This window comes from Microbacterium gawkjiense, from assembly GCF_031932225.1.
GTDB lineage: Bacteria > Actinomycetota > Actinomycetes > Actinomycetales > Microbacteriaceae > Microbacterium > Microbacterium gawkjiense.
Map to the genome: position 1 here is coordinate 577,875 of NZ_JAUZVV010000001.1, position 23,173 is coordinate 601,047.

General features: G+C 71.8%; 21 protein-coding genes. 8 read left to right on the forward strand and 13 right to left on the reverse strand.

All coding sequences use genetic code 11. From position 1 onward, the window contains the following. Positions 1 to 207: 207 nt before the first annotated feature. The 3 genes from Q9S71_RS02885 to Q9S71_RS02895 all read right to left on the reverse strand — a co-directional run bounded on the left by Q9S71_RS02885 (position 208) and on the right by Q9S71_RS02895 (position 3,924). Positions 208 to 1,167: an ABC transporter permease gene (locus tag Q9S71_RS02885; RefSeq protein WP_311860406.1), complete on the reverse strand. Its 960-nt coding sequence runs from the start codon at positions 1,165 to 1,167 to the stop codon at positions 208 to 210. Further along, positions 1,164 to 2,168, reverse strand: coding sequence for an ABC transporter permease (locus Q9S71_RS02890; protein ID WP_064003762.1), 1,005 nt, complete (start codon positions 2,166 to 2,168; stop codon positions 1,164 to 1,166). Before Q9S71_RS02890 ends, Q9S71_RS02885 begins: the two co-directional genes overlap by 4 nt. An 85-nt stretch (positions 2,169 to 2,253) precedes the next feature. Then, entirely contained in the window at positions 2,254 to 3,924 is a 1,671-nt protein-coding gene (locus Q9S71_RS02895; RefSeq protein ID WP_311860407.1) for an ABC transporter substrate-binding protein, read from the reverse strand. A gap of 149 nt (positions 3,925 to 4,073) precedes the next feature. Here Q9S71_RS02895 and Q9S71_RS02900 point away from each other — a divergent pair, with 149 nt between their 5' ends. The 3 genes from Q9S71_RS02900 (at position 4,074) to Q9S71_RS02910 (ending at position 6,085) form a co-directional block, all read left to right on the forward strand. Next, entirely contained in the window at positions 4,074 to 4,937 is an 864-nt protein-coding gene (locus Q9S71_RS02900) for a spermidine synthase (RefSeq protein WP_253034819.1), read from the forward strand. An 88-nt stretch (positions 4,938 to 5,025) separates the two neighbouring features. Next, positions 5,026 to 5,553 carry a hypothetical protein gene (locus Q9S71_RS02905; protein ID WP_064003759.1) on the forward strand — a complete coding sequence of 176 codons (528 nt, stop codon included), beginning with the start codon at positions 5,026 to 5,028 and terminating at the stop codon, positions 5,551 to 5,553. Between the two features lie 43 nt (positions 5,554 to 5,596). Further along, positions 5,597 to 6,085, forward strand: a complete 489-nt coding sequence (locus Q9S71_RS02910; RefSeq protein WP_217529482.1) for a SprT-like domain-containing protein — start codon at positions 5,597 to 5,599, stop codon at positions 6,083 to 6,085. Here Q9S71_RS02910 and Q9S71_RS02915 read toward each other — a convergent pair. Together Q9S71_RS02915 and Q9S71_RS02920 are read right to left on the reverse strand one after the other, a co-directional pair. Next, entirely contained in the window at positions 6,072 to 6,731 is a 660-nt protein-coding gene (locus Q9S71_RS02915; RefSeq protein WP_311860409.1) for a 2-phosphosulfolactate phosphatase, read from the reverse strand. The genes Q9S71_RS02910 and Q9S71_RS02915 overlap by 14 nt on opposite strands. Next, complete coding sequence (locus tag Q9S71_RS02920; protein WP_311860410.1) at positions 6,728 to 9,187, reverse strand: beta-glucosidase; 2,460 nt, start codon at positions 9,185 to 9,187, stop codon at positions 6,728 to 6,730. The genes Q9S71_RS02915 and Q9S71_RS02920 overlap by 4 nt, the downstream gene beginning before the upstream one ends. 90 nt (positions 9,188 to 9,277) lie before the next feature. Between Q9S71_RS02920 and Q9S71_RS02925 the strand changes: the two genes are divergently transcribed. Further along, the gene (locus tag Q9S71_RS02925; RefSeq protein ID WP_311860412.1) at positions 9,278 to 9,784 is read left to right on the forward strand and encodes a hypothetical protein; all 507 of its coding nucleotides are present in this window, start codon (positions 9,278 to 9,280) and stop codon (positions 9,782 to 9,784) included. 57 nt (positions 9,785 to 9,841) lie between these two features. Here Q9S71_RS02925 and Q9S71_RS02930 read toward each other — a convergent pair whose 3' ends face one another. The 6 genes from Q9S71_RS02930 to Q9S71_RS02955 form a co-directional block, all read right to left on the reverse strand. Further along, on the reverse strand, positions 9,842 to 11,311 hold the full coding sequence (locus Q9S71_RS02930; RefSeq protein WP_311860413.1) for an ABC transporter permease: 1,470 nt from the start codon (positions 11,309 to 11,311) through the stop codon (positions 9,842 to 9,844). Further along, positions 11,308 to 12,069, reverse strand: coding sequence for an ABC transporter ATP-binding protein (locus tag Q9S71_RS02935; RefSeq protein ID WP_422880327.1), 762 nt, complete (start codon positions 12,067 to 12,069; stop codon positions 11,308 to 11,310). Before Q9S71_RS02935 ends, Q9S71_RS02930 begins: the two co-directional genes overlap by 4 nt. A gap of 100 nt (positions 12,070 to 12,169) precedes the next feature. Then, a complete protein-coding gene (locus tag Q9S71_RS02940; protein ID WP_311860415.1) occupies positions 12,170 to 12,811 on the reverse strand; it encodes a response regulator in 642 nt (213 codons plus the stop codon). Between the two features lie 19 nt (positions 12,812 to 12,830). After that, positions 12,831 to 13,994, reverse strand: coding sequence for a sensor histidine kinase (locus Q9S71_RS02945; protein WP_311860416.1), 1,164 nt, complete (start codon positions 13,992 to 13,994; stop codon positions 12,831 to 12,833). A gap of 59 nt (positions 13,995 to 14,053) precedes the next feature. Continuing rightward, on the reverse strand, positions 14,054 to 15,001 hold the full coding sequence (locus Q9S71_RS02950) for a diacylglycerol/lipid kinase family protein (RefSeq protein WP_311860418.1): 948 nt from the start codon (positions 14,999 to 15,001) through the stop codon (positions 14,054 to 14,056). A gap of 180 nt (positions 15,002 to 15,181) precedes the next feature. Then, on the reverse strand, positions 15,182 to 15,640 hold the full coding sequence (locus tag Q9S71_RS02955; protein WP_217529504.1) for an Lrp/AsnC family transcriptional regulator: 459 nt from the start codon (positions 15,638 to 15,640) through the stop codon (positions 15,182 to 15,184). A 118-nt stretch (positions 15,641 to 15,758) separates the two neighbouring features. Between Q9S71_RS02955 and Q9S71_RS02960 the strand changes: the two genes are divergently transcribed. Then, positions 15,759 to 17,171, forward strand: coding sequence for a DUF6421 family protein (locus Q9S71_RS02960; RefSeq protein WP_311860419.1), 1,413 nt, complete (start codon positions 15,759 to 15,761; stop codon positions 17,169 to 17,171). A 57-nt stretch (positions 17,172 to 17,228) separates the two neighbouring features. On the opposite strand, the gene Q9S71_RS02965 is transcribed toward Q9S71_RS02960, so the two are convergent. Beyond that, a complete protein-coding gene (locus Q9S71_RS02965; protein ID WP_311860421.1) occupies positions 17,229 to 18,644 on the reverse strand; it encodes an MFS transporter in 1,416 nt (471 codons plus the stop codon). Positions 18,645 to 18,709: 65 nt separating this feature from the next. Between Q9S71_RS02965 and Q9S71_RS02970 the strand changes: the two genes are divergently transcribed. Further along, on the forward strand, positions 18,710 to 19,777 hold the full coding sequence (locus tag Q9S71_RS02970; protein ID WP_311860423.1) for a threonine aldolase family protein: 1,068 nt from the start codon (positions 18,710 to 18,712) through the stop codon (positions 19,775 to 19,777). A gap of 3 nt (positions 19,778 to 19,780) precedes the next feature. Here the strand turns inward: Q9S71_RS02970 and Q9S71_RS02975 are convergent, their stop codons facing one another. Then, positions 19,781 to 20,407 carry an NUDIX hydrolase family protein gene (locus tag Q9S71_RS02975; RefSeq protein ID WP_217529510.1) on the reverse strand — a complete coding sequence of 209 codons (627 nt, stop codon included), beginning with the start codon at positions 20,405 to 20,407 and terminating at the stop codon, positions 19,781 to 19,783. A 92-nt stretch (positions 20,408 to 20,499) separates the two neighbouring features. Between Q9S71_RS02975 and Q9S71_RS02980 the strand changes: the two genes are divergently transcribed. Together Q9S71_RS02980 and Q9S71_RS02985 are read left to right on the forward strand one after the other, a co-directional pair. Continuing rightward, complete coding sequence (locus tag Q9S71_RS02980) at positions 20,500 to 21,159, forward strand: alpha/beta hydrolase (RefSeq protein ID WP_311860425.1); 660 nt, start codon at positions 20,500 to 20,502, stop codon at positions 21,157 to 21,159. A gap of 285 nt (positions 21,160 to 21,444) precedes the next feature. Then, positions 21,445 to 23,139 (forward strand): ABC-F family ATP-binding cassette domain-containing protein, encoded by a 1,695-nt coding sequence (locus Q9S71_RS02985; protein WP_311860426.1) that lies wholly within the window; start codon positions 21,445 to 21,447, stop codon positions 23,137 to 23,139. Positions 23,140 to 23,173 lie beyond the last annotated feature (34 nt).

A 23,173-nucleotide genomic window follows, 5' to 3' on the forward strand; every position in this document is an offset into this window, starting at 1 on the left:
GAAGGGGCCCTGTTGTCCGACCCGCCGGGATCGCGCAGCGGTACCAGCCGACCCGCCGGGATCGCGCAGCGGTGCCCCGGCGAGTATCCCGGCGCGACTACGGCACGACCGCGTTGCCGAGCCCGCCGAGCGTGTACAGCGCGGCCAGCCCCACGACCACGACGACGGCGAGCCCGACAACGACGAGCAGCGCCCGCCGGCTCACGATCAGCGCCCGCGCGTCCGGGGGTCCATGGCTTCGCGCAGCGCCTCGCCGAACAGGGTGAAGCCGAGCGCGGTGATGGCGATGCAGATGCCGGGGAGGAACGCCAACCACGGCGCGATGGCGAGTTCCGCCTGCGCGTAGGTGAGCATGCGGCCCCACTCCGCGGTCTCGGGGCGTCCGCCGCCGAGGCCGAGGAACGACAGCGCCGCGGCGTCGATGACGGCGGTCGCGAGCGACAGGGTGCCCTGCACGATGACCGGTCCGACCGCGTTCGGCAGGACGTGGGTCATCGTGATGCGCCCGCGGCCGAGGCCGAGGGTCTGCGCTGAGAGGACGTAGTCGGCCGACCGCTGCTGCAGCATCGAGGCGCGCAGCAGGCGCGCGAAGATGGGCACCTGCGCGACACCGATGGCGATCATGACCGAGTTCTGGTTCTGGCCGAGGATCGCTGCGATCGAGACGGCGAGCAGCAGGCTCGGCACCGACAGCAGGATGTCGACGAGTCGCATGATGACGTTGTCGACCCAGCCGCCGAACGTGCCGGCGATGAGGCCGAGCAGCATCCCGCCGACGAGTCCGTAGGCGGTCGAGACGACGCCGATGAGCAGCGACGACTGCGCTCCCCAGATGAGCTTCGACAGCACGTCGCCGCCGAACCGGTCGAGGCCGAGCGGGAACGCCGCGATCTCGCCGGGACCGGGGATGTAGGTCGGGGTGATCTCGCGCGCACCCGGGAGGTCGGTCTCGGGGTACGGGGCGAGCAGCGGCGCGAGGATCGCGACGAGCACGAACAGCAGCACGATGACGAGGCCGGTCCACGCGACGGGGCTGCGCCGCAGGCGACGGAAGACGTCGTGCCAGAAGCCGCCGCGCGGCGCTCCGCCGCTGCCGGCCTTCAGGTCGACGGCCGTGGCGTCCTCGGCGGGGCTCCCGCCGGCGGCGGGGGGAAGGACGGTGCTCATGAGACCCTCACTCTCGGGTCGATCAGGCTGTACGAGACGTCGACGAGCAGGTTGATCAGCGCGTAGACGATCGCGATGAAGATGATGAAGCCCTGCAGGACCGGGAAGTCGCGGTTGAAGATGGCGCCGGCGAGGAACGATCCGATGCCGGGGAAGGCGAACACCGTCTCGGTGAGGATCGCTCCCGACAGCAGCAGACCCGCCTGCAGGCCGATCGTCGTGATGACCGGCAGCATCGCGTTGCGGAGGATGAAGCGGTTGCGCAGCAGCGCTCCTGGCACGCCCTTGGCCTTGCCGGTGCGGACGTAGTCCGCGTTCTGGACCTCGAGGACGGATGCCCGGGTGATGCGCACGATGATCGCGAGGGGGATCGTGCCGAGCGCCACCGCCGGCAGGATCAGGTGGAGGACGGCATCCCATGCCGCGTCGAACTCCCCCGTGATGAGGCCGTCGAGGACGTAGAAGTTCGTGTAGTGCGTCGCGTCGATCCGGGGGCTCTGGCGGCCGTCCGAGGGCAGCCATCCCAGCTGCACCGCGAAGACGTACTTGAGGATGAAGGCCAGGAAGAACACCGGCACGACGATGCCGAGCAGGCTGAAGACGACGGCGGCGCTGTCGGCCGCCTTGCCGTGGCGGCGGGCGGCCCAGTACCCGAGGGGCACGCCGACGCCGACGGCGATGATGAGCGCGGCGAGCGAGAGCTCGATCGTCGCGGGGAAGCGGCGCAGGAACTCGTCGAGCACGGGACGGCTCGTCTGCAGCGAGCTGCCGAAGTCGCCCGAGAGGAGCCTGCCGATCCACGTGAAGTACTGCTCGAGGAGCGGGCGGTCGAAGCCGTAGAGCTCGTTGATGCGGGCGACCGCTTCGGGGGTGGACTTCTCGCCGAGCAGGGCCTGGGCGGGCCCACCGGGGAGGGTTCTCACCCACCAGAAGAGCAGGATGCTCAGGCCGAGGAGGGTGGGGATCAGCAGCAGGAGCCTTTTGCCGATGGTTCGCAGCACGGGTGTCGCTTTCGGGGAGGTCGGTGCGGGGCGGGAGGGTGTCCCGCCCCGCACCGGTCAGGCGGCCGGGGCCGCCTCGATCGGCTTACTTCGTGAGGACGATCTCGCTGAACACCTCATCGTTCACGGGGCTCGCCGGGTAGCTCTCGACGCGGGGGTCGAAGGCCAGGGTGGGAGCCGGGTGAGCGAGCGGGACACCGGGGATGAACTCGGCGACCTGCTCGTTGATGTCGGAGTACACCTGCGTCTGCTCGTCGAGGTCCGCGATGCCACGGGCGTCGGTCAGCGCGGAGAACAGCTCGGGGTTGTCGAAGCCCCATTCCGCCGACTTCTGACCGAAGAAGACGCCGAGGAAGTTGTCGGTGTCGTTGTAGTCGCCGGTCCAACCGAGCAGGTGGATGCCGTGGTCCGTACCGCCGGTGATGAGGTCGAGGTACTCGCCCCACTCGTTCGACTTCGGCGTGGTCTCGACGCCGACCTCGTTCAGCTGCTTCGACAGCACCGTGAAGATCTGCTCGGGGTCCGGCATGTACGGACGCGAGACGTTGACCGGGTAGTTGAAGGTCAGCGCGAGCGGGTTGGCCTCGTCGTAGCCGGCCTCGGCGAGCAGCTGCTTCGCCTTCTCGGGGTCGTAGTCGTACGTCGTGACGTCGGCGTTCCAGCCGTTGACGGTCGGCGGCATGAACTGCGTCGCCTTCTCGGTGCCCTCGGGGAGGACCTGCGAGATGAGCGCGTCCTTGTCGACGGCGTACGAGAGAGCCTCACGGACCTTCGGGTCCTGGAGCTCCGGGACCGCCTGGTTGAAGGCGAGGTAGAGGATCGTGAAGGGCGGACGCGACACCATCTTGTAGCCGTCCTCCTCGAGAGCGGCCGTATCGGCGGGGCCGACGAGGTCGTACCCGTCGATGGAGCCCGACTCGAGCGCCTGACGGCGGGCGGTCGGGTCGTCGATCACGCGGAAGATGATCTCGTCGATCTGGCCGGCGTCGCCCCAGTAGTCCTCGTACGAGCTCAGCGTCAGCTGCTCGCCCGGCGACCACTCGTCGAACTTGTAGGGACCGGTGCCGACGGGGTGACCCATCGCGTACTCGCTGAGGGTCGGGGCCTCGGCGGTGCCGCCGACCTCGTCGGCCTTGTACTCCTCGAGGGCGGTCGGCGACTGCATCCCGAAGGCGGGGAGCGACAGCGCCGCGACGAAACCGGCGAAGGGCTTCTTCAGCGCGATGGTGACCGAGTCGTCGCCGTCGGGCGTGCAGGAGTCGTAGACCGCGGTGTCGGGGCTCGACGCGTAACCCTTGAAGAGCTTGTTGTAGTAGTAGCCGAGCGCCTCGCTGGCGGCCAGGCCCTCCCAGTTGTACCAACGGTCGAAGTTGACGCAGACGGCCTCCGCGTTGAACGGGGTGCCGTCGTGGAACGTGACGTCCTTCTTGAGGGCGAACGTGTAGCTCAGCGAGTCGTCCGAGACCTCCCACGACTCCGCGAGGAGCGGCGCCGGGTCGGCGGTGCCGGGCTCGGTGCCGACGAGACCCTCGAAGATCTGACGCGAGACGCGGAACGTCTCGCCGTCCTGGGCGAAGGCGGGGTCGAGGCTGGCCGGGTCGGCCGAGGCGCCGAAGACGAACGTGCCGTCGACGTCGGCCGAGCCTTCGCCTTCGGTCTCGCCGCCGCGCTGACTGGCACACGCGCTGAGCGCGAGCGCACCGATGACGAGGGCCGCGGCGCCCGCGACCACCCGCTTCCTGGACATGGGGAGCATTGCTGTGCACCTTCCGATGAGGCTCGTCGGCGACGCGCCTGGAGGGCGGCGCTGCCGAAGGGATGCCGCTGACGCTACCTGCCGCACTGCGGGCAAGCGGTTACATCTGCATCTCGATCGTGTTTCTTCCTGCGGGCTACCGTAGACGAATGGCCCGCTCCCGCGACCCGATCGACCCGCCTGTCGCGAGACTGTCCGACGGCCGCCAGGCGCGCATCGTGCCGGGTCGCTTCGCCGGCGGCTGGGAACTGATCGTCGACACCACCCCCCAATCCCACGTGGACCTCGACGATCCGTCGCACCTCCACTTCGAGTACGTCGCCCGGATGGGTGCGGTGATCGACCAGATCGGGATGCCGGGCGAGCCCCTCACGGCCGTGCACCTCGGTGCGGGCGCCCTGACCCTGCCGCGGTACGTCGAGCACACCCGGCCGGGGTCGCGGCAGCAGGTGATCGAGCTGGAGCAGGCGCTCGTCGACCTCGTCCGCGCGCACCTGCCGCTCCCGCGCACGGGACAGCTCCGGGTACGCATCGGCGACGCGCGCGACGTCGCGGCGCGCCTGCCCGCGGGGCTCGTCGGCAACGTCGACCTCGTCGTCTCCGACGTGTTCGCGGGCGCCCAGACCCCCGCCCACATCACGAGCGTGGAGTACTACCGCATCCTCGCGGGGCTGCTCGCACCCACCGGCATCCTGCTCGTCAACATCGCCGACGGCAGCGGGCTGGCCTTCGCGCGCCGTCAGGTCGCGACCGTGCGCTCGGTGCTCGAGCACGTCGTGATCCTCGCCGAGGTCGGCACACTCAAGAGCGGTCGGTTCGGCAACATCGTCATCGCCGCCTCTCCCGCTCCACTGCCGATGGACTGGCTGCCGCGGCTCATGGCGGCGGGGCCGCACCCCGCGAAGGTCGCTCACGGCGCCGAGCTCGAGGCGTTCGCGCGCGATGCGCGGATCATGACGGATGCCGACGCCACCCCGTCGCCGAAGCCCGCCGCATCCGTCTTCGACCGCTGAGGCCACGACGCGCGGCGCGCCCTCAGCCGATTCCGGGTCCCGCCCGGCGACACTGGAGGCACACGTCGCTGGGTGGGAAGGATTGGCCGTGGGCTTCATCAAGGGATACGACCCGGAGACACTCCGAGAGATCGTCGACCTCGACGAATGCCAGGCACGGCTCGTCGAGCTCGGCGAGCAGCGCAGCCTCGCGGCGATGCTCGAGAAGGTGTGGCTCCTCAAGGTGACCGGTCGTCTCGACGACGCGCTCGTGGTGTCGGAGGAGTCGGTCCGTCTCGCGCGGATGGCCGGGACCCGCAAGGACCTGCTGCGCGCTCGGATGCTGCACGCCACCGTCCAGCAGTTCCGCGGCGCCTACGCGGCCGCGATCCACGAACTCAACACGTGCGTCGAAGAGGCCGAGGGCCAGGGCTGGGCGGCGGTGGCCGCGTTCGGCTGCCAGCACCGCGGAAAGGTGCACTTCGACGCCGGCGACGATGCGTCGGCGCGTGCGGACTTCAAGAAGGCGCTCTTCCTGCGGCAGGAGGCCGGGGCGCCCGAGGAGCAGCTGGAGTCGACGCTGCTCGCGATCGACGCCGTCGACCGGCGCCGCAACCGTTCCACGGTCGCCAGCTGAGCCGTTCCCGGCGAGTGTCGTACATCCGTTCTATCGTGCTGGCATGAGCGATCTGATCGACGTCCGCCGCGAGGCGGAGTCCCTGCTGCGGCAGCTGCTCGACGACTCGTGGAGCTTCGCGTTCGACAACGCCAAACGCCGCGCGGGCGCGTGCGACTACCTGCGCAAGCGCATCACACTCTCGCGCTACCTCGCCGCGCGGTACGACGCCGAGACCAATCGGCAGACGATCCTGCACGAGATCGCCCACGCGATCGCGGGCGCCGCCGCCGGTCACGGCGCGGACTGGAAGCGCATCGCGCGCTCGCTCGGCTACACCGGCGGCGTGACGCACCGCGGTGAGACGGCGACCGAGCTCGCCCCCTGGGTCGGGGTCTGCCCCGCGGGGCACGTCGCCTACCGGCACCGCAAGGCCACGCGGGCGACCTCGTGCGCACGCTGCGCACCGACGTTCGATCCGCGCCACCTCATCACCTGGCGGCGGCGCGAGATCACCGCCGAGACGCGGCGGGCCGCCCTCACTCCGCGCTGATCGTCTCGTACGCCCGCCACACGCCGCCGCGCAGGACCGGCACCGCATCGTCGGCGTCGTGGACCGCGGCGGCGAGCACCTCGGCGCGGCGGTCGGCCTCGAGCAGCTCCTGCCCCGAGCCGCTCGCCGTCAGCAGGTGACGGACGGCGGAGCGGAGCCCGCGGAACGACTCGGATGCCGCCGCCGCCTCCGGCGACGAATGGTCGAGCCCGAGCGCCTCGAGGGCGGCGAACACCGCGCCCGCGCCCAGCTGGTCCTCGACCGAGAAGCGGAGGACCGCGGCATCCCCCTGCCCGGACAGCTCCCCCGCCGCGATCACGTTGACGCTCGTCCGCGCCGCGCGGCGGTTCTGCTCGGCCAGCACGGCGTGCGCGACCGCGGTCGCGTTGCGCAGGCACCCCAGGAAGACGACCGCGCCCGCGTCCGCGGCGGCTGAGGCGACGGCGGCGCCGTTGCGCGAAACGGCGTGGGCCGCATCGTCGTGCGGCACGGTCTCGCCGCCCACGATCCGCGCCGACACGGTCGACGAGAACCGCAGGACGTCGACCACGACGACCACGTCCGCGGGGGCGAGGCGGCGCAGGCCCTCCTGCCCCCAGTCGAAACGCAGTTGGTAGCGGGACTGGTCGAACGGGCTCGCGGTCATCCCTCCAGCGTACGAGCGTCGACGACCGGCTTCAGCGCGAGCGCGAGGCCGAGGACGTTCCGCGCCGTGCGCTGCAGTTCAGCGCGGGTGAGGCCGTCCGCGCGGGCGAGCGAGTCGAGGATCGACGTGTCGGCGTACGCCTGCGGCGCGCCGTCGCGCTTGACCCCGCCGGGCATGAGGACGTCCACCTGCGCACGGACGCGGTAGGCGTTGTCTGCGAGGGCGGGGAAGTCCGGGTCGGCGGACTCCTCGATCCACCAGTCGGTGATGACCGTGCCCTCGTACCCCCACTCGCCCCGCAGGACGACCGTCGCGAGGTCGTGGTGGTAGTGCGCCCATACCCCGTTGATCTGGTTGTACGACGTCATGATCACGCGGGGCGCGGCTTCGCGCACGCAGATCTCGAAGCCGCGCAGGTAGATCTCGCGCAGCGCGCGTTCGGAGACCCGCGAGTCGTTGCGGGTGCGGTTGGTCTCCTGGTTGTTCGCGGCGAAGTGCTTCGGGCAGGCGGCGAGTCCGGTGCTCTGCACGCCGCGCACGACGGCGGCGGCGATGCGTCCCGAGACGACCGGGTCCTCGCTGAAGTACTCGAAGTTGCGCCCGCACAGGGGGTCGCGGTGGATGTTCATGCCCGGGCTGAGCAGCACGTCCGAGCCCTTGCGCAGCATCTCCTGGCCGTGCAGCGCGGCGAGCTCCTCGATGAGCGGGACGTTCCAGGTCGAGGCGAACGCCGTCCCCGAGGGCAGCAACGAGGCGTAGGCCGCGAGGCGGATGCCGCTCGGCCCGTCGGTCGTCGTGATCGGGGGCACGCCCTTGGCGCGCAGCGACTCGGACACCCCGCCCAGCACGCCCGCGTTGCCGGCGGCTCCCAGCGGGCTGTCCATCGTGACGTCGCCGCGGGCGAGGAGCGACAGTTCCTCATCGCTCAGCTGCGCGACGAAGTCGTCGAGGGATGCCGCACCCGCGGCGACGTCGGCGAGGTCGACACCCCTGTCGCCCGTGTGCGGGATCTCGGCGGGCAGGGTGGTGAGGATCCGGTCGGCCCGCGCGACGGTGCGCGTGGGGACGGTCTCGTGGGCGACGACGGCCGAGCCGTCTGCCGCTCGCGCGAGCGTGAGTCGCTCGAAGGGCAGGACCGGGGCGGCGACCTCGGTGGCCGTACGCACGACCCGCGTCTCGGGCACGTCGAACGCCGCCACGCGCGTCGCCGAGCGCACGTCGGTCCCCACGAACACGGGGTACTCGCCGGCTTCGAGGACCCAGGCGCTGCGGGTACCGGTCGCGCCGGCGTCGTCGTACGAGGCGAGGTCGTCGAGACGCACCGTGAGCCGGACCGTCTCGCTCGCCCCGGGCGCGAGCAGCCCGGTCTTGCCGAACGCCGCGAGCTGACGGGCGGGCTTGCCGAGGGCGCCGTCCGGAGCGCCGGTGTAGACCTGCACGACCTCCTTTCCGGCGACGGCCCCCGTGTTGGTGACGACGGCCTCGAGGGTCAGGGCACCGGCATCCGTCGTCACCGTCGTCGACAGATCGAACGTCGTGTACGACAGGCCGTGGCCGAACGGGAACAGCACCCGGTCGGGGGCGAACGTCTCGAAGTAGCGGTAGCCGACGAAGACGTCCTCGGCGTAGACGTTGACGTCGAGGTGACCGAAGTTCGGCGCGCTGGGGTAGTCCTCGTAGCTGAGGGCGATCGTGTCGGTCAGCTTGCCGCTGGGGCCCGATTCGCCGGCGAGCACCCCCGCGACGGCGCGGGCACCCTCCATGCCGCCCTGCCAGGCCAGCAGCACGGCGCTGATCCGGTCGCCGTACGCGACGACCCACGACAGGTCCATCACGTTGCCCGCGTCCACGACGACCACCACACGGTCGAAGTGCGCGGTCACGGCGTCGAGGAGGGCGCTCTCCTCCGGCGTCAGGTAGTAGCTGCCGGGCTCGAGGATGCTGTCGCGCGCCTCGCCCGCCGCGCGGCCGATGGCGACGACCGCCGTGTCGGCACGGGATGCCGCGGCCGCGACCTCGGCGTCGGCGATGGGCATCTCGGGGAAGTGGTGCGGCCACTGGCCCCAGTTGGCGGTGAACACCGGCCGGTTCTCGGCGGACCACGTCGAGTACCGGGTCGCGAGGTCGTCGTCGACGCGGACTCCCGCGTCGCGGAGCCCGGCGAGCAGGTTCCAGATGTAGGGCACCTTGACGTCGCCGCCCGAGCCGTAGCCGACGGCGAACCAGTCCACCTGCACCCGCCCGAAGACCGCGACGGTGCGCTCGCCGAGCGGCAGCGTGCCGTCATTCGTCAGCAGCACGACACCCTCGGTGGCGGTCGCCCGCGCGATCTCGGCGAGGGCGGGATCGAGGGTCGGGTCGGTGTCGAGCAGCATCGACGAGATCTGCGCAACGGACTCGACGGGAGCGAGCGTGTGCGAGCGGTCGCCGGATTCGATGGCGGGTTCGAGGGGCATGGCGGTCTTTCGCAGGGTCACCGGGGCGACGGGAGGTCTGGGAGCGCTCCCAACGTACCGACTCCCCCGCCGGAATGCGAGAGTGGAGGCATGCGGATCCTGCTGAAACTCGAACTCGACTGCACCGCGGATGCGGCGTGGCGCGCCCTGCACTCGCCGCGGGCGGTCACCGAGCTGTACGGACCGCTCCTCGACATGGCGCCGATGGCCGCCTCGCTCCCCACCTCGTTCGAGCCGGGCGCCGACGTCCCGGTCGAGATCCGCGCCCTCGGCCTCCTCCCCGTCGGTCAGCAGCTGATCCACGCGAGCGACCGCTACACCGAGGACGCGAACGGTCCGGTGCGGATCTTCCGCGACAGCGGCATCCCGCTCACCGGTCCCCTCGCGGCGCTCGACGTCTGGGACCACCAGATGGCGGTCAGCCCGCTGCCGGGTGATCCGTCCAAGACGCTGTGGCGCGATCGCCTCACGATCGGCGGGATCGCGGCGGTGCCGCTGTGGCCGATGCTGTGGGCGGCGTGGCAGTACCGCGGCTTCCGCCTGCGGGCCCTCGCCCCGACCTGGTCGTACGACCCGCCCGCCGCGGAGACCGACTGACGGACGGATGCCGCCCCTCCGAGCGACCCGGACAGGTCGCGCGGAGGGGCGACGGTCTCACTCCGCGAGCGCCTCGACGGGCGCGGTGCGCGTCGCGATCCGCGTCGGCGCGACGGCTGCGCCGAGGGTGAGGGCCGCGGTGGCGACGATCACGATGGCCACCGGCAGGAGCGGGATGGCCGGGGCGACGAAGGTCGGCGACAGCCACAGGGGCGGCATCGCGACCGATCCGAGCAGGGACTGCGCGGCGACCCAGCCGTAGAGCACGCCGAGCGCGAGGCCGAACAGCAGCGCGGTGACCGTGACGTGCGCGGCCTCGATGAGCACCATGCGGCGGATCTGCGCCGACGTGAGGCCCAGCGCGCGGAGCAGGCCGAGCTCCCGCTTGCGCTGCACGATGCCGATCGTGAGGAGGTTCACGAGACCGGCGGCCGCGATCACCGCGCTGACGGCGACGAGGCACATCATGACCGTCGAGAACGAGTCCATCATCTGGTTGAAGGCGGCGTCGGGCTCTCCGCCCCCGGAGACGGCGACGAGCGACTTCGCGGACTCCGCGGCCACGGCGAACATCACGACGAGCGCGACGCCCATCACGACGCCGATCGCCATGCGGCTCGAGCGCTCCGGGTAGCGGACGGCGTTCTCCGCGGCAAGGCGAGCGGTCACCGACGTCCCGAAGAGGCGGCCGGTGGCCTTCAGGAGCGGCGGCATGATCGAGACGGCGCTGATCGAGACGGCGGTGAAGGAGAACAACCCGCCGAAGAAGGCGACCAGCACACCGATCGGGTTCAGAAGGCCCAGCAGCAGCCCGCCGGCGAGCAGGACGGCGCCGATGACGCCGAGCACGACGGCCGTGGCCTTGCGGCCGCGCCCCTCCGCGATCTCCTCGCGGGATCGCTCGACCGAGCCGCCCAGCGCCTCGAGCGGCGTGACGGTGAGCACCCGACGCGATCCGGACCAGGCCGCGATCCAGGTGGTGAGGGCGACGGCGGCGGTCGGCACGAGCAGCGACGGCTGCAGGGGCGACCAGGACGACGTCACCTCGAGGGCGCGGTTGAGGAACGGGACGGCGACGAGCATGAGGATCGTCGTCACGACGAGGCCGAGGACGGCGCCGATCGCGCCGACGATGAGACCCTGGCGGGCGACCTCGGCCCGCTGCGACCGGGCGGTCGCACCGATCAGACGCAGGAGCGCGATCCGGCGGGTCCGGCCGGCGATGATCGTCGAGAAGGTGTTCGCCGTCACGATCGCGGCCACGTAGACGGCTACGGCGAGCAGGATGCCGCTGAGCAGCATCAGCACGAGGGTCATCGTGCCGGAGGCCCCGTACTCCGGGTTCGACCCGAGCGCGTTCGAGAGGTATCCGGTGGCCGACAGCAGAACGACACCGAACGCGGTCGAGATGGCCGAGACGAGGATCGTGGCCCCCATCCCGCGTTCCCGCAGCCAAGCGAGTCGAGAGGTCCGAGCGGGCTCCGGCACGGCGGTGACGGGGGCGGCCGGAGCGGCGAGCGCGGTCACGCGGTCACCTCCGCGCTGAGCATGTGGGCCGAGACCTGCTCGGCGCTCTGACGCGGCTTGTCGGCGACGATGCGGCCGTCGCCGAGGAACAGCACGCGATCGGCGTACGACGCGGCGACCGGGTCGTGCGTGACCATGGCGATGGACTGACCGTGCTCGGTGCTCGCGGCGGCGAGCAGCGAGAGCACCTCGCGCCCGCTGCGGGAGTCGAGGTTGCCGGTCGGCTCGTCGGCGAAGACGAGGTCGGGCGCCGTCGCGAGGGCACGGGCGATCGCGACGCGCTGCTGCTGCCCGCCCGAGAGCTGGTGGGGGCGGTGCCGCAGACGCGGGCCGAGGCCCAGCGTCTCGACGAGTCCGTCGATGCGGGCGCGCTCCTGCGTGGTCGGCCGGCGACCGTCGAGGTCGAAGGGCAGCAGGATGTTGCCGATCGCATCGAGGGTCGGGACCAGGTTGAAGGACTGGAAGACGAAGCCCACCCGGCGGCGGCGCAGGATCGTCAGCTCGACGTCGGACAGGCCCGTGATGTCGGTGTCACCGATCCAGACGCGGCCGGAGGCCGGGGCGTCGAGTCCCGCCATGATGTGCATGAGGGTGGACTTGCCCGAGCCCGACGGGCCCATGATCGCGGTGAACTCCCCGCGGCGGATGCCGACGGTCACGTCGTCGAGTGCGCGGACGATCGACTCGCCCCCGCCGTAGGTCTTGGTCAGGTGCTGGACGCGGGCGGCGAGGCCCAGGTCGGTGGTCGTGATCTCCATGTCTTCGACGCTACGGAGGAGGCCCCCCGCGCCGCGTCGGCCTGACGGCGCCTCCGCGTACATCGTGAGGATGATCCGGCATCCCCCGTCGCGACGGTGGTCAGGCCAGGCCGTGCTCGAACGCGAAGACGACGAGCTGCACGCGGTCGCGCAGGCTCAGCTTGGCGAGGATGCGGCTGACGTGCGTCTTCACGGTGGCCTCGGAGAGGAACTCGCGCGCGGCGATCTCGGCGTTGGACAGGCCCCGTGCCGCGAGCCCGAAGATCTCGCGCTCGCGCTCGGTGAGGGCGTCGAAGGCGGGCGGGACCGGACGGGTCGGCCCGCCGAGCGAGGCGAACAGGTCCCGGGTCGCGGCCGCGGCGATGACCGACGACCCGGCGTGGACCGTGCGGATCGCGGCGAGCAGGAACTCGGGGTCGGCGTCCTTCAGCAGGAACCCGCTGGCGCCGCGCTGGATCGCCCGCGCGGCGGCCTCGTCGAGGTCGAACGTCGTGAGCATGACGACCTTCGGCGGGTCGGAGTCGGCCAGCAGCGCCTCGGTCGCGGCGAGTCCGTCCATCACCGGCATCCGGATGTCCATCATCACGACGTCGGGCCGGGTCGCGCGGACGACCTCGATGGCCTGCGCGCCGTCGGAGGCCTCGCCGACGACCTCGAGGTCGGGCTGCGAGGCGACGACCATCCGGATGCCGGCGCGGAAGAGGGCCTGGTCGTCGACGAGGACGACGCGGATCGGGGTCATGCGGGGTCTCCAGTGGGGGTCATGCGGCGGGTGCGCCGATCGGCAGCGATCCCGACACGAGGAAGGACGAGCCGGCGGGGGCGGCGTCCAGGCGGCCGCCGATCAGCTGCGCCCGCTCGCGCATGCCGATGAGCCCGTGACCGGGGGCGCGCTTCTCACCCGCCGACACGTCGACGAGGTCGTTCCGCACCGACAGGTCGACGCGGTCGGGATGCCACGCGAGCGCGACGTCGACTCCGCCGTCGCCGCCGTGGCGGATCGCGTTGGTCAGGGCCTCCTGCAGGATCCGGTACACGGCGAGCTGCACCGAGGCGGGCACCTCGGCGGTGGGGGCGGGGTCGACGTCGACGCGCAGCGGCGTGCCCGCCGCCCGCACCTGCGCGTACAGCTGCTCGAGGTCGGCGAGCGTCGGCTGCGGCCCTTCGGCCTGCGAGTGGCGCATCTGGGTGAGCAGCAGGCGCACGTCCGACAGCGCGGCCCGGGCCGTCGACGAGATCGTGCCGAGGGCGTCGGACTGCGCCTTCGGATCGGATGCTGCCGCGTACCGCGCGCCGTCGGACTGCGCGATGATGACGGCCAGTGAGTGCGCGACGATGTCGTGCATGTCGCGCGCGATGCGGGTGCGCTCCTGCTCGGCCGCGGTCTCCTCCTCGGCCCGCGACTGCGCCGCGCGGTTCGCTCGCGCGCGGAGGGCGGTGCGGACGAGAGCGCCGGCGGTCCACGAGAGACCGAGTGCGAAGAGGGCGGCGAGCAGGACGAAGATCAGGGTCGGGATGTCGGACAGCGAGCCCGTGCCGAGGAACGCCCAGCGGAAGAGGTAGGCCGTGATGGTCCCGGCGCCGAGGACGACGGAGGACAGCCCCAACCAGAAGACGCGGCGCGACCCGTAGGCCGCCGTCGCGTACAGGACGGCGAAGATCGCGATGTCGGCGAAGCTCGGCCCCCGGCCCAGACCCATCTGCACGACGGCGCCGACCCAGGCGACGGCGAGCGCGAGACCCGGCGAGAATCGTCGCAGACCGAGGGCGCCCGCCAGGAGGAAGACGACCGGGACCGCCGACCACCCGCCGATGGGTGACGACATCGTGCCGGTGTTCAGCTCGTACGGCAGCGCCACCAGCGCGAACAGCACCGCGACGGCCGCATCGACGGCGGCCTGGTAGGGGCGGAGCTTGCGGAACACTCCCCCGACGCTACGCGGTCGGCGGCGGCGCGGCATCCGCCCCGGGATGTATCCCGCGCTCAGCCGTCGGCGGCGGGAAGGTAGACCCGCAGACCGTCCGCGACCGCGCGCACCCGCATTCGGAATCCGTCGGCGCCGACCTCTTCGAGCTCGCCGTCGTGCACCCAGATGTCGGGCGCGCTGCCGGCGGCCACCTCGAGTTCGAAGTCCTCGTCGAGGATCCGTTCCAGATCGGATGCCGGGGGCATCACCCGCAGCGCGCGGAGGACCTTGACGGTGTTCTTGCCGAAGGCGAGCGAGGCGATGGCCCGCAGCCGCGACCCGCGGGCGTGGTGGACGCGGACGTCGATGACGGCGTCGTGCAGGGTGGCCCGCTGCATCGTCGCGATGTGGTCGGGGTCGTTGCGCCCGACACCCGCGAACACCGACCACACGCGGGCGCGCTTGCCGCCGCGGACGACGTCGACGGGGTGGGCACCGTGGACCTCGCGCCAGGCGGCGACCGCGCCGCCCCACCACTTGCCGAGGCTCGTGCGCCGCTCGCGCTCGGCGAGGAACTCGGGGTACGCCCCGAGCGAGACCGCGTTCAGGACCGTAATCGGATCGCCGCCGTCGACCGAGACCTCAGCGACCGCGACCGGACGCACGTGTCCCGCCGCGTAGGCATCGAGCCCGGCGTCGACGTCCTCGATCCCCGCCGAGCGCGCGAAGTGGTTGAACGTGCCGTTCGGCAGCACCAGGAGGGTGAGGTCGTGGCGGCGAGCGAGGTGCGCGGCGCGCGAGACCGACCCGTCGCCGCCGAGGATCGCGAGGACCCGCGGCGGACTGTCGTCGGCCACGGCCGCCGCGACGACGTCGTCGAGGGTCTCGTCCTCACCCAGGCGGTGCACGGTGGCGCCCGGCATCCGTCGCTGCACGTCGGGGACGCGATCGGGTCGCCCGAGAGAGGCACCCGAGCGGGCGTTGGCGACGACGAGGACCTCGGAACCGATCGGGGTGTCGCTCATGCCGCCACGGTAGGCGGCCTCGGGGTCCGTCGCCTCCCCTTGACACCCGCACGCGGTTCGCCGACGCGCACCGCCCGGCGCCGAATCACCGCCCCTGTGCCGAATCACCACCATATTGGCGACATCGCGATGGTGATTCGGCAACCGAGTGGTGACTCGGCGGTGAGGGGCGGGGGCGGGTCAGGCCGGCGAGAGCGGACGGTGCTCGAAGAAGGTCTGCAGGACGACGGTCGTGCGGGTGCCCACCGAGGCGGCCGAGCGGATGTCGCGGATCAGCCGCTCGAGGTCGCGCGGGGTGGCCACGCGCACGAACAGCATGTACGCCGCGTCGCCGGCGATCGAGTGGCACGCCTCGATCTCATCGAGGTGCGCGATGAGCTCGGGGGCGTTGTCGGGCTGCCCGGGGTCGAGCGGGGTGATCTCGACGAACGCGGCGAGCGGCTTGCCCGCGACCTCGGGGTCGATGACGGCGCGGTACCCCGAGATGAGCCCGCGCGCTTCGAGCCGGCGCACGCGCGCCTGCGTCGCCGAGACCGAGAGCCCGGCGACCGCGGACAGCTCGTTGAGCGTCGCGCGCGCGTTGGCCGAGAGGGCGGCGATGATCGCGGTGTCGGCGGTGTCGGTCTCGTCTGCGGCCACGCTCCGACCGTACCGCAGGCGGGTTGCACACGAGATCCTTACGGCCTTACCCTGAAATGACCGGAAATCTTCCCGCATCAGCGCGAGGAAACCGTGAGGAACCGATAGGAGGTCCACCATGAGCACCGTCACCACTGCGCCGACGATCATCGGGATGCCCGAGGTCGTCGAGGACGCCCGCACGGCCGAGACCTCCGCGGCCTGGGCGATGCTGCGGGATGCCGCGACCGCCCTGCAGGAACTGCAGACCACCGACGGCTCGGTGCCCGACGCCGCCGACCACGACGCCGCCCGCCGCCACGTCGAGGCGATCACCGCCGGCATCCGCTCGCTCTCCCCCGCCTTCCCGCACGACGCCGCCTACCTCGAAGCGAGCGTCGCGGACTTCGACCGCTGGGTCTCGGAGGGGTTCGGCGTCCCGGACTTCCTCGACTCGCTCGTCGCCTTCCAGCCGCAGGAGCACCGCATCGACGGGCTGCGCCACCTCGTGGTCTTCCCGATGTACACGCAGAACGGCACCCGCGACCGCAAGGTCGAGGCCGTGCTCGTCGAGACGATTTGGCCCGAGTTCATCGCCGAGCTCGAGCAGACCTACACGAACCGGCTGTTCGTCTCGTTCCGTCTGCTCGACTTCACCCCCGGGTACGACACCAACTCGGCCGTACTCTTCCCCGAGACCGTCGCGATGCGCGAGATCCCGACCTTCACGTGGGGCGCGATCTTCCAGGACCGCGAGGCGGCCCGCTACCGCCGCGTCGTGCGCGCCGCCGCGGACATCACCCGGCTCGACCTGCCCGACGCCGCCGCGCGGCTGCTCGACGACCAGCGCCTCGCCGAGAAGACGTTCGTCATGTGGGACCTCATCCACGACCGCACGCACATGCGCGGCGACCTGCCGTTCGACCCGTTCATGATCAAGCAGCGGATGCCGTTCTTCCTGTACTCGCTCGAGGAACTGCGCTGCGACCTCACCGCCTTCCGCGAATGCGTCGCCATCGAGAAGGACCTGTCGGCGAAGACCCAGCTGACGGATGCCGAGACCGAGATGCTCGAGCACGCCGGACTCGTCCAGTACGCCGTCATCTTCGACCGCATCTTCCGCTTCGCGATCACCGGCACGCGCGTGCGCAACTACGACGGGCTCGGCGGGCAACTGCTGTTCGCGTGGCTGCACCAGCGCGGCGTGCTGCACTGGACCGACACCTCGCTGGCGTTCGAATGGGACCGTGTCGCCGACGCCGTCATCGCCCTGAGCGACGCGATCGACCGGCTCTACTGGGAGTCGATCGACCGTCCGAAGGTCGCGCACTGGCTCGCCGCCTACGACCTCGTCCGCCAGACGGTCACCCCCCACCCCGCCTCGCAGTGGGCCCGCGGCCTGTCGGATGAGATCCTGGCCGGCCCCCCGAAGGGCTACACCGACGCGGTCCTCGACGACGAGTTCCCGCTGTCGATGTTCTTCGAGGCCCTCGAGAAGAAGATGCGTCCCGTGATCGCCGGCGTGGCCGGCATACGGGCCACCGACGCCTGATCCGCCGGCGGCCGGCTCCGGGGGGATGCCGGCCGCCGCGGTTCAGTGCCCGCACGGTCACTCGCCCGCGACGCCGCCCGCGGCTTCGCGTGACGACGACGGGATGCCGGGAGCCGCCGCATCCGCTTCGGTCGTCTCGGGCGCCTCGCGGTACTCGGCCGAGAGCGTCCGGTAGGAGCGGGTGAGGAAGGCGGCGAGCGCCGCGGCCACCATGACGAGCCCGCCGATGAGGAAGATGAGCGCGATCCCGCGCATCTCGCCCTCGCCGAGCAGCCAGGACCAGGTGCGCCGGCCCTCGTCGGTGCGCAGGGCGGGGATGATCCAGAACTCGGCGATCGGGGCGATCGCGAACGACGTGATCGGCCCTGTCGACACCTCGAGGGCCGTCGCGGCGCCGAACACCCGGCCCTGGCGCTCGAACGGCACGACCTTCTGGATGACGGTCTGCTCGGCGGACTCGATCACGGGGACGAGCGTCATGTACGCCCAGATGCCCAGTGCGTAGAGCCACCACCACTCCCGCAGGGTGAAGACCGCACCGAGCAGTCCCATCGCCGCGACCGCGAGCAGGAGCGTGCGGATCGGGTTCGTGCCGAGTCCCTTCGCGGCGACGATGCCGCCGCCGATGAGGAAGCCGGTCGCGGTCACCGCCAGGACGACGCCCCAGATCTTCACGTCGAAGAGTTCGAGACCGTAGGGGTCCATCAGCGCCATGTAGAGGCCGCCGATGAGGTTGTTGAAGGTGGAGAAGAGGATGAGCGCGAACAGCCCGGGGACGGCGCGGATGGCCGCCGCCGCGCCCCGGACGTCGAGGATCTTCGAGCCCGGGTCGGGCGTCGGCGCGTCTTCGGGGATGCGGACGAACAACAGGTGGACGAGGGGAACCGCGGTGAAGGCGATCGCGACGGCGAGCGTGCCACCCATGCCGACGAAGCCGACAGCGAGACCCGACAGGGCGCTCGTCACGATGAACGCGATGCCCTGCACGGTGCCGACGAGACCGTTCGCGTTGGCGTGGCGCTCGGTGGGGACCAGCAGCGTCACGGTCGTCGACAGGGCGATGTTGCGGAGGTTCTCGACCACGGCGCCGATGAGGATGATGCCCGAGAAGAGCCAGAACCAGGGGCCGCCGAGGTCGAGGATCGCCGACTCGGGCTGCGCGAGGTAGATCGCACCGGCGGCGAGGAAGGCGGCGAGGGTGAAGACCCCCGAGAACACCATGACGGCGTGCTTGCGGAACCGGTCGACGAGGGTGCCGAAGACCATGCCGAAGATCGCGAGCAGCAGCATGTAGGCGCCGCCGATGATGCCCGTCGCGAGCACGGACTCGGTCTCGAGGTACACCCAGAAGGTCAAGGCGAACCACAGGAAGCTCGTCGTGACGTTCGCGACGGCCGTGTTCACCAGCACGTGCAGGAACGTGCGCATGCCGCCGGGCGGGACGGTGCGGGATGCCGGCGTCGCGTCGCTCATGCCGCGAGGGTATCGCCGGCCTCCGACACGGGAAAGAGGGTCCGCGCGCGACCTAGGCTGGAGGGGTGACGACGCTCCACGACCCGACGATCCGTTCCTTCGCCAGCGACAACTACTCAGGGGTGCACCCCGAGGTGCTGGCGGCCCTCGCCGCAGCGAACGACGGACACCAGATCGCCTACGGCGAGGACCTCTACACCGAGCGCCTGCAGCACGTCCTCGCCCGCCACTTCGGCGACGACGCGCAGGCGTTCCCCGTCTTCAACGGCACCGGCGCGAACGTCACCGGCCTGCAGTCGATGCTCCCCCGCTGGGGCGCCGTGGTCGCGGCATCCACCGCCCACATCAACGTCGACGAGGGCGGCGCTCCCGAGAAGGTCGCGGGCATCAAGATCCTGAACGTGCCCACCGACGACGGCAAGCTCACCCCCGAGCTCGTCGACCGCGAGGCGTGGGGCTGGGGCGACGAGCACCGCGCGCAGCCGCTCGTCGTCTCGATCACGCAGTCGACCGAGCTCGGCACCCTCTACACGCCCGACGAGATCCGGGCCCTCGCCGACCACGCGCACGCGCGCGGCATGCGCCTGCACCTCGACGGCGCACGGCTCTCGAACGCGGCAGCGGCCCTCGACCTGCCGATCCGCGCGTTCACGCTCGACGCGGGCGTCGACGTCGTCAGCGCCGGCGGTACGAAGAACGGCGCGCTCGCCGCCGAGGCGATCGTCGTGCTCGACCCCGCGGCATCCGCGGGGCTCCCCTTCCTGCGCAAGCTCAACATGCAGCTCTCGTCGAAGATGCGCTTCGTGTCGGCGCAGCTGATCGCGCTGTACGAGGACGACCTCTACCTGCGCAACGCCCGCCACGCCAACGCGATGGCCGCGCGCCTGCGCTCCGCCGTCGAGGCCGGGCTCGCGGACGGGTCGATCGCCGGGGTGCGCTTCAGCCAGCCCACGCAGGCCAACGGCGTGTTCGCGATCCTGCCCGACGGCGTCGCCGACCGGCTGCGCGAGTCGTTCCGCTTCTACGACTGGGATGCCTCGAAGAATGAGGTGCGCTGGATGTGCTCGTTCGACACGACCGAGTCGGACGTCGACGCGTTCGTCGCCGAGCTCTCGCGCCTGACGCGCGGCTGAGGCTCAGCGCAGGGCGCCGACCGAGGCGAGCGCCTGCCGCACGAGCGTCGAGCGGCCGCCCTCCATCTCGGCGGCGAGGGCGTCGGATGCCGCCTCCTCGGGCGACATCCACGTCACCTCGAGGGCGTCCTGACGCGGCTCGCACGTTCCCGTCACCGGAACGACGAAGGCGAGAGACACCGCGTGCTGCCGGTCGTCGTGGAACGCGCTGACGCCCGGGATCGGGAAGTACTCCGCGACGGTGAACGGCGCGGGCTGCGGCGGCAGCAGCGGGAAGGCCATCGGGCCGAGGTCGTTCTCGAGGTGACGGAACAGCGCGTCGCGCACCGTCTCGCCGTACCGCACACGGCCCGACACGATCGTGCGCGAGATCTCCCCCATCGGTGTCGCGCGCAGCAGGATGCCGACCTCGGTCACCGCCCCCATGCCGTCCAGTCGCACCGGCACCGCCTCGACGTAGAGCATCGGCAGACGCCGACGCGCCTCCGCGAGCTCGACGTCGCTCAGCCAGGCCGGATTGCTCGCAGACCCCGGCCGCCCCATCGACGAGCCGAGCCCCCGCAGCGGATCGCGCGCGGCCCCCTCGTCGTCGCGCTCGTTCGGGTCGGGGTCGGGAGTGCGGACGGCCATGCCTCCATGTATACCCGAGCGGATGCCGCGCCGCCCGGCTCGTGCGCCGGTGCCGCCGGAGCGGTGTCGGCGCCCTGGTGCAGGATGGACGCATGGCCGCCGCCTCACCGCTCGATCCCGATGTCGTCCTGTGGTCCGCGCCCGCCGAGGAGCGCGGCGACCGCCCGCTGCTCGTGCTGCTGCACGGGTACGGCTCGCACGAGGGCGACCTGTTCGGGCTCGTGCCGCACCTGCCCTCCGCGTTCGTCGTCGCCGCCGTGCGGGCCCCGCTCGCCCCCCGGTTCCCGATGCCCGGGTACTCCTGGTTCACGATCGATGGCGTGGAGAGCCGCGATCACGGCGAGGTGTTCGCCAGTGCCGAGGCGGTCTGGGACTGGGTCGACGAGGTGCGAGGGGACGCGGCATCCGTCGGTCTCCTCGGCTTCTCGCAGGGCGCGGTCATCGCGCTGCAGATGCTGCGGATGCGGCCACGCGGCGCGGCGTTCGCCGTGAACCTCGCCGGCTACGCGTTCCCCGAGCCGCATCCCGGCGACGCCGAGCTCGCCGAGGGGCGCCCGCCGGTGTTCTGGGGGCGCGGCGCGCGCGACGAGGTCATCCCGCCGCGGTTCGTCGACCACACGGCGCAGTGGCTGCCGGGCCACGTCGAGCTCAGCGGACGCGTGTACCCGAACCTGGCGCACAGCGTCTCGGAGGAGGAGCTCGGCGACGTGCGGGTGTTCCTCGAGAAGCAGCTGGCCGCGCCGGCGAGCTGACCGGCCCCTGGCATCCGCTCGTCGTCGCGGCTACCATGGTCCGGTCCCCGTCCCGAGTGTGAGGAAGAGCCGTTGAAGGCAATCGACGCGATCGCGCTGTGATCCCGCGCTGACCCGTCGACCCTCCTCGAGGACGATTCCGACGGTCCGCCCGGTGATCGATTCACCGACCGGCGCGGACCGTCCCCCTTCGACCGCAGCACCTCGTGCTGCCCGGCTGCATCCAGCGCTGCACCCGGACCGTCGACGCCGGCGTCCGCGCACCCCGCTCACAGGGAGGCGCTCATGCCCACCACTCTCACCTCCGCGGTCACCCTCGACCGCGTCACCTACGCCTGGCCCGACGGCACCGTCGCGCTGAGCGACGTGTCCGGCGCCTTCGGCGGCGGCCGTACCGGCCTCGTCGGCCGCAATGGCAGCGGCAAGTCGACACTGCTGAAACTCATCGCGGGGACCCTCGTCCCGGCATCCGGATCCATCTCGACGGCCGGACGCGTCGATCTGCTGCCGCAGCAGCTCACGCTCGACACCGGACGCCGCGTCGCCGACGTGCTCGGGATCGCGCCGGTGCTCGACGCCGTCCGTGCGATCGAGCGCGGCGACGTCGACGAGCGGCACTTCGACACCGTCGGCGACGACTGGGACGTCGAAGCGCGCGCGACGGCGGCCCTCGCCGAGGTCGGCCTGCCCGACAAGGCGCTCGACCGCCGTGTCGGCGAGCTGTCGGGCGGCGAGGCGGTGCTCGCCGCGCTCGTCGGCGTGCGGCTGCGCGGCGCCGAGATCGCGCTGCTGGACGAGCCGACGAACAACCTCGACCGCGACGCGCGGGCGCGGGTGCACGAGCTCGTGCGCACGTGGCGCGGCACGCTGATCGTGGTCAGCCACGACGTCGCGCTGCTCGAGGAGCTCGACGACACCGCCGAACTCTACGAGCACGAGCTCTCGGTGTTCGGCGGCCCGTACTCCGCGTGGAAGGCGTGGCTCGACACCGAGCAGGCCGCGGCCGTGCAGGCCGAGACCGCCGCGCGGCAGCTGCTCCGGCGCGAGAAGCGCGACCGGCAGCAGGTCGAGTCGGCGATCGCCATGCGGAACGCGCACGGCAAGAAGCTCGCCGCGAAGAAAGCGGCGCCGAAGATTGTGCTGGGCGCCATGAAGCGCTCCGCCGAGGTCACCGCGGGCAAGCTCCGCGTCGAGGCGAACGAGAAGGTCGAGGCCGCCCGGGCGGCCGTCGACACCGCCGATCGACGCGTGCGCGACGACGACACGGTGCACATCGACCTGCCCGACCCCGGCGTCGGCACCGGTCGGCGCATCGCGACGATCGGTGACGGCGAGCGCTCCTGGACCATCCAGGGGCCCGAGCGCGTGGCGCTCGTGGGGCCGAACGGCGCGGGGAAGACGACCCTGCTCGAGCGGCTCGTCGCCTCGGCGGGGGCGGTCGGGATCCCCGGTCGGGCGCTTTCTGTGCCGAATGCAGGTTCAGCCGGCGGCGAAGGGGGCGAAACGGGGTCGGATGCAGCTTCGGCCCTGCACTCGGCACATCACGACGTCACCGCCGAGGCGCACACGGACCGGATCGGGTACCTGTCGCAGCGGGTCGACGGGCTCGACGAGGCCGCGTCGGTGCTGGCGAACGTCCGCGCCGGGGCGCCCGGCGTCGGCGACGCCGAGCTGCGGAACCGGCTTGCCCGGTTCCTCATCCGCGGCGACACGGTGCTGCGGCCGGTGTCGGCGCTGTCGGGCGGCGAACGATTCCGCGTCGCACTCGCCCAGCTGCTGCTCGCCGACCCGGCGCCGCACCTCGTGGTGCTGGACGAGCCGACGAACAACCTCGACCTCGACACGGTCGACCAGCTCGTCGACGCCGTCTCGGCGTATCGGGGCGCCGTGCTCGTGGTCAGCCACGACGACGCGTTCCTCGAGCGGATCGGTCCCGACCTCACGCTGGAACTGCGGGACGGCCGGATGACGGAGCTCTGACGCGTGGGCCGGGGCGCAAGCCCCGGCCCGATGT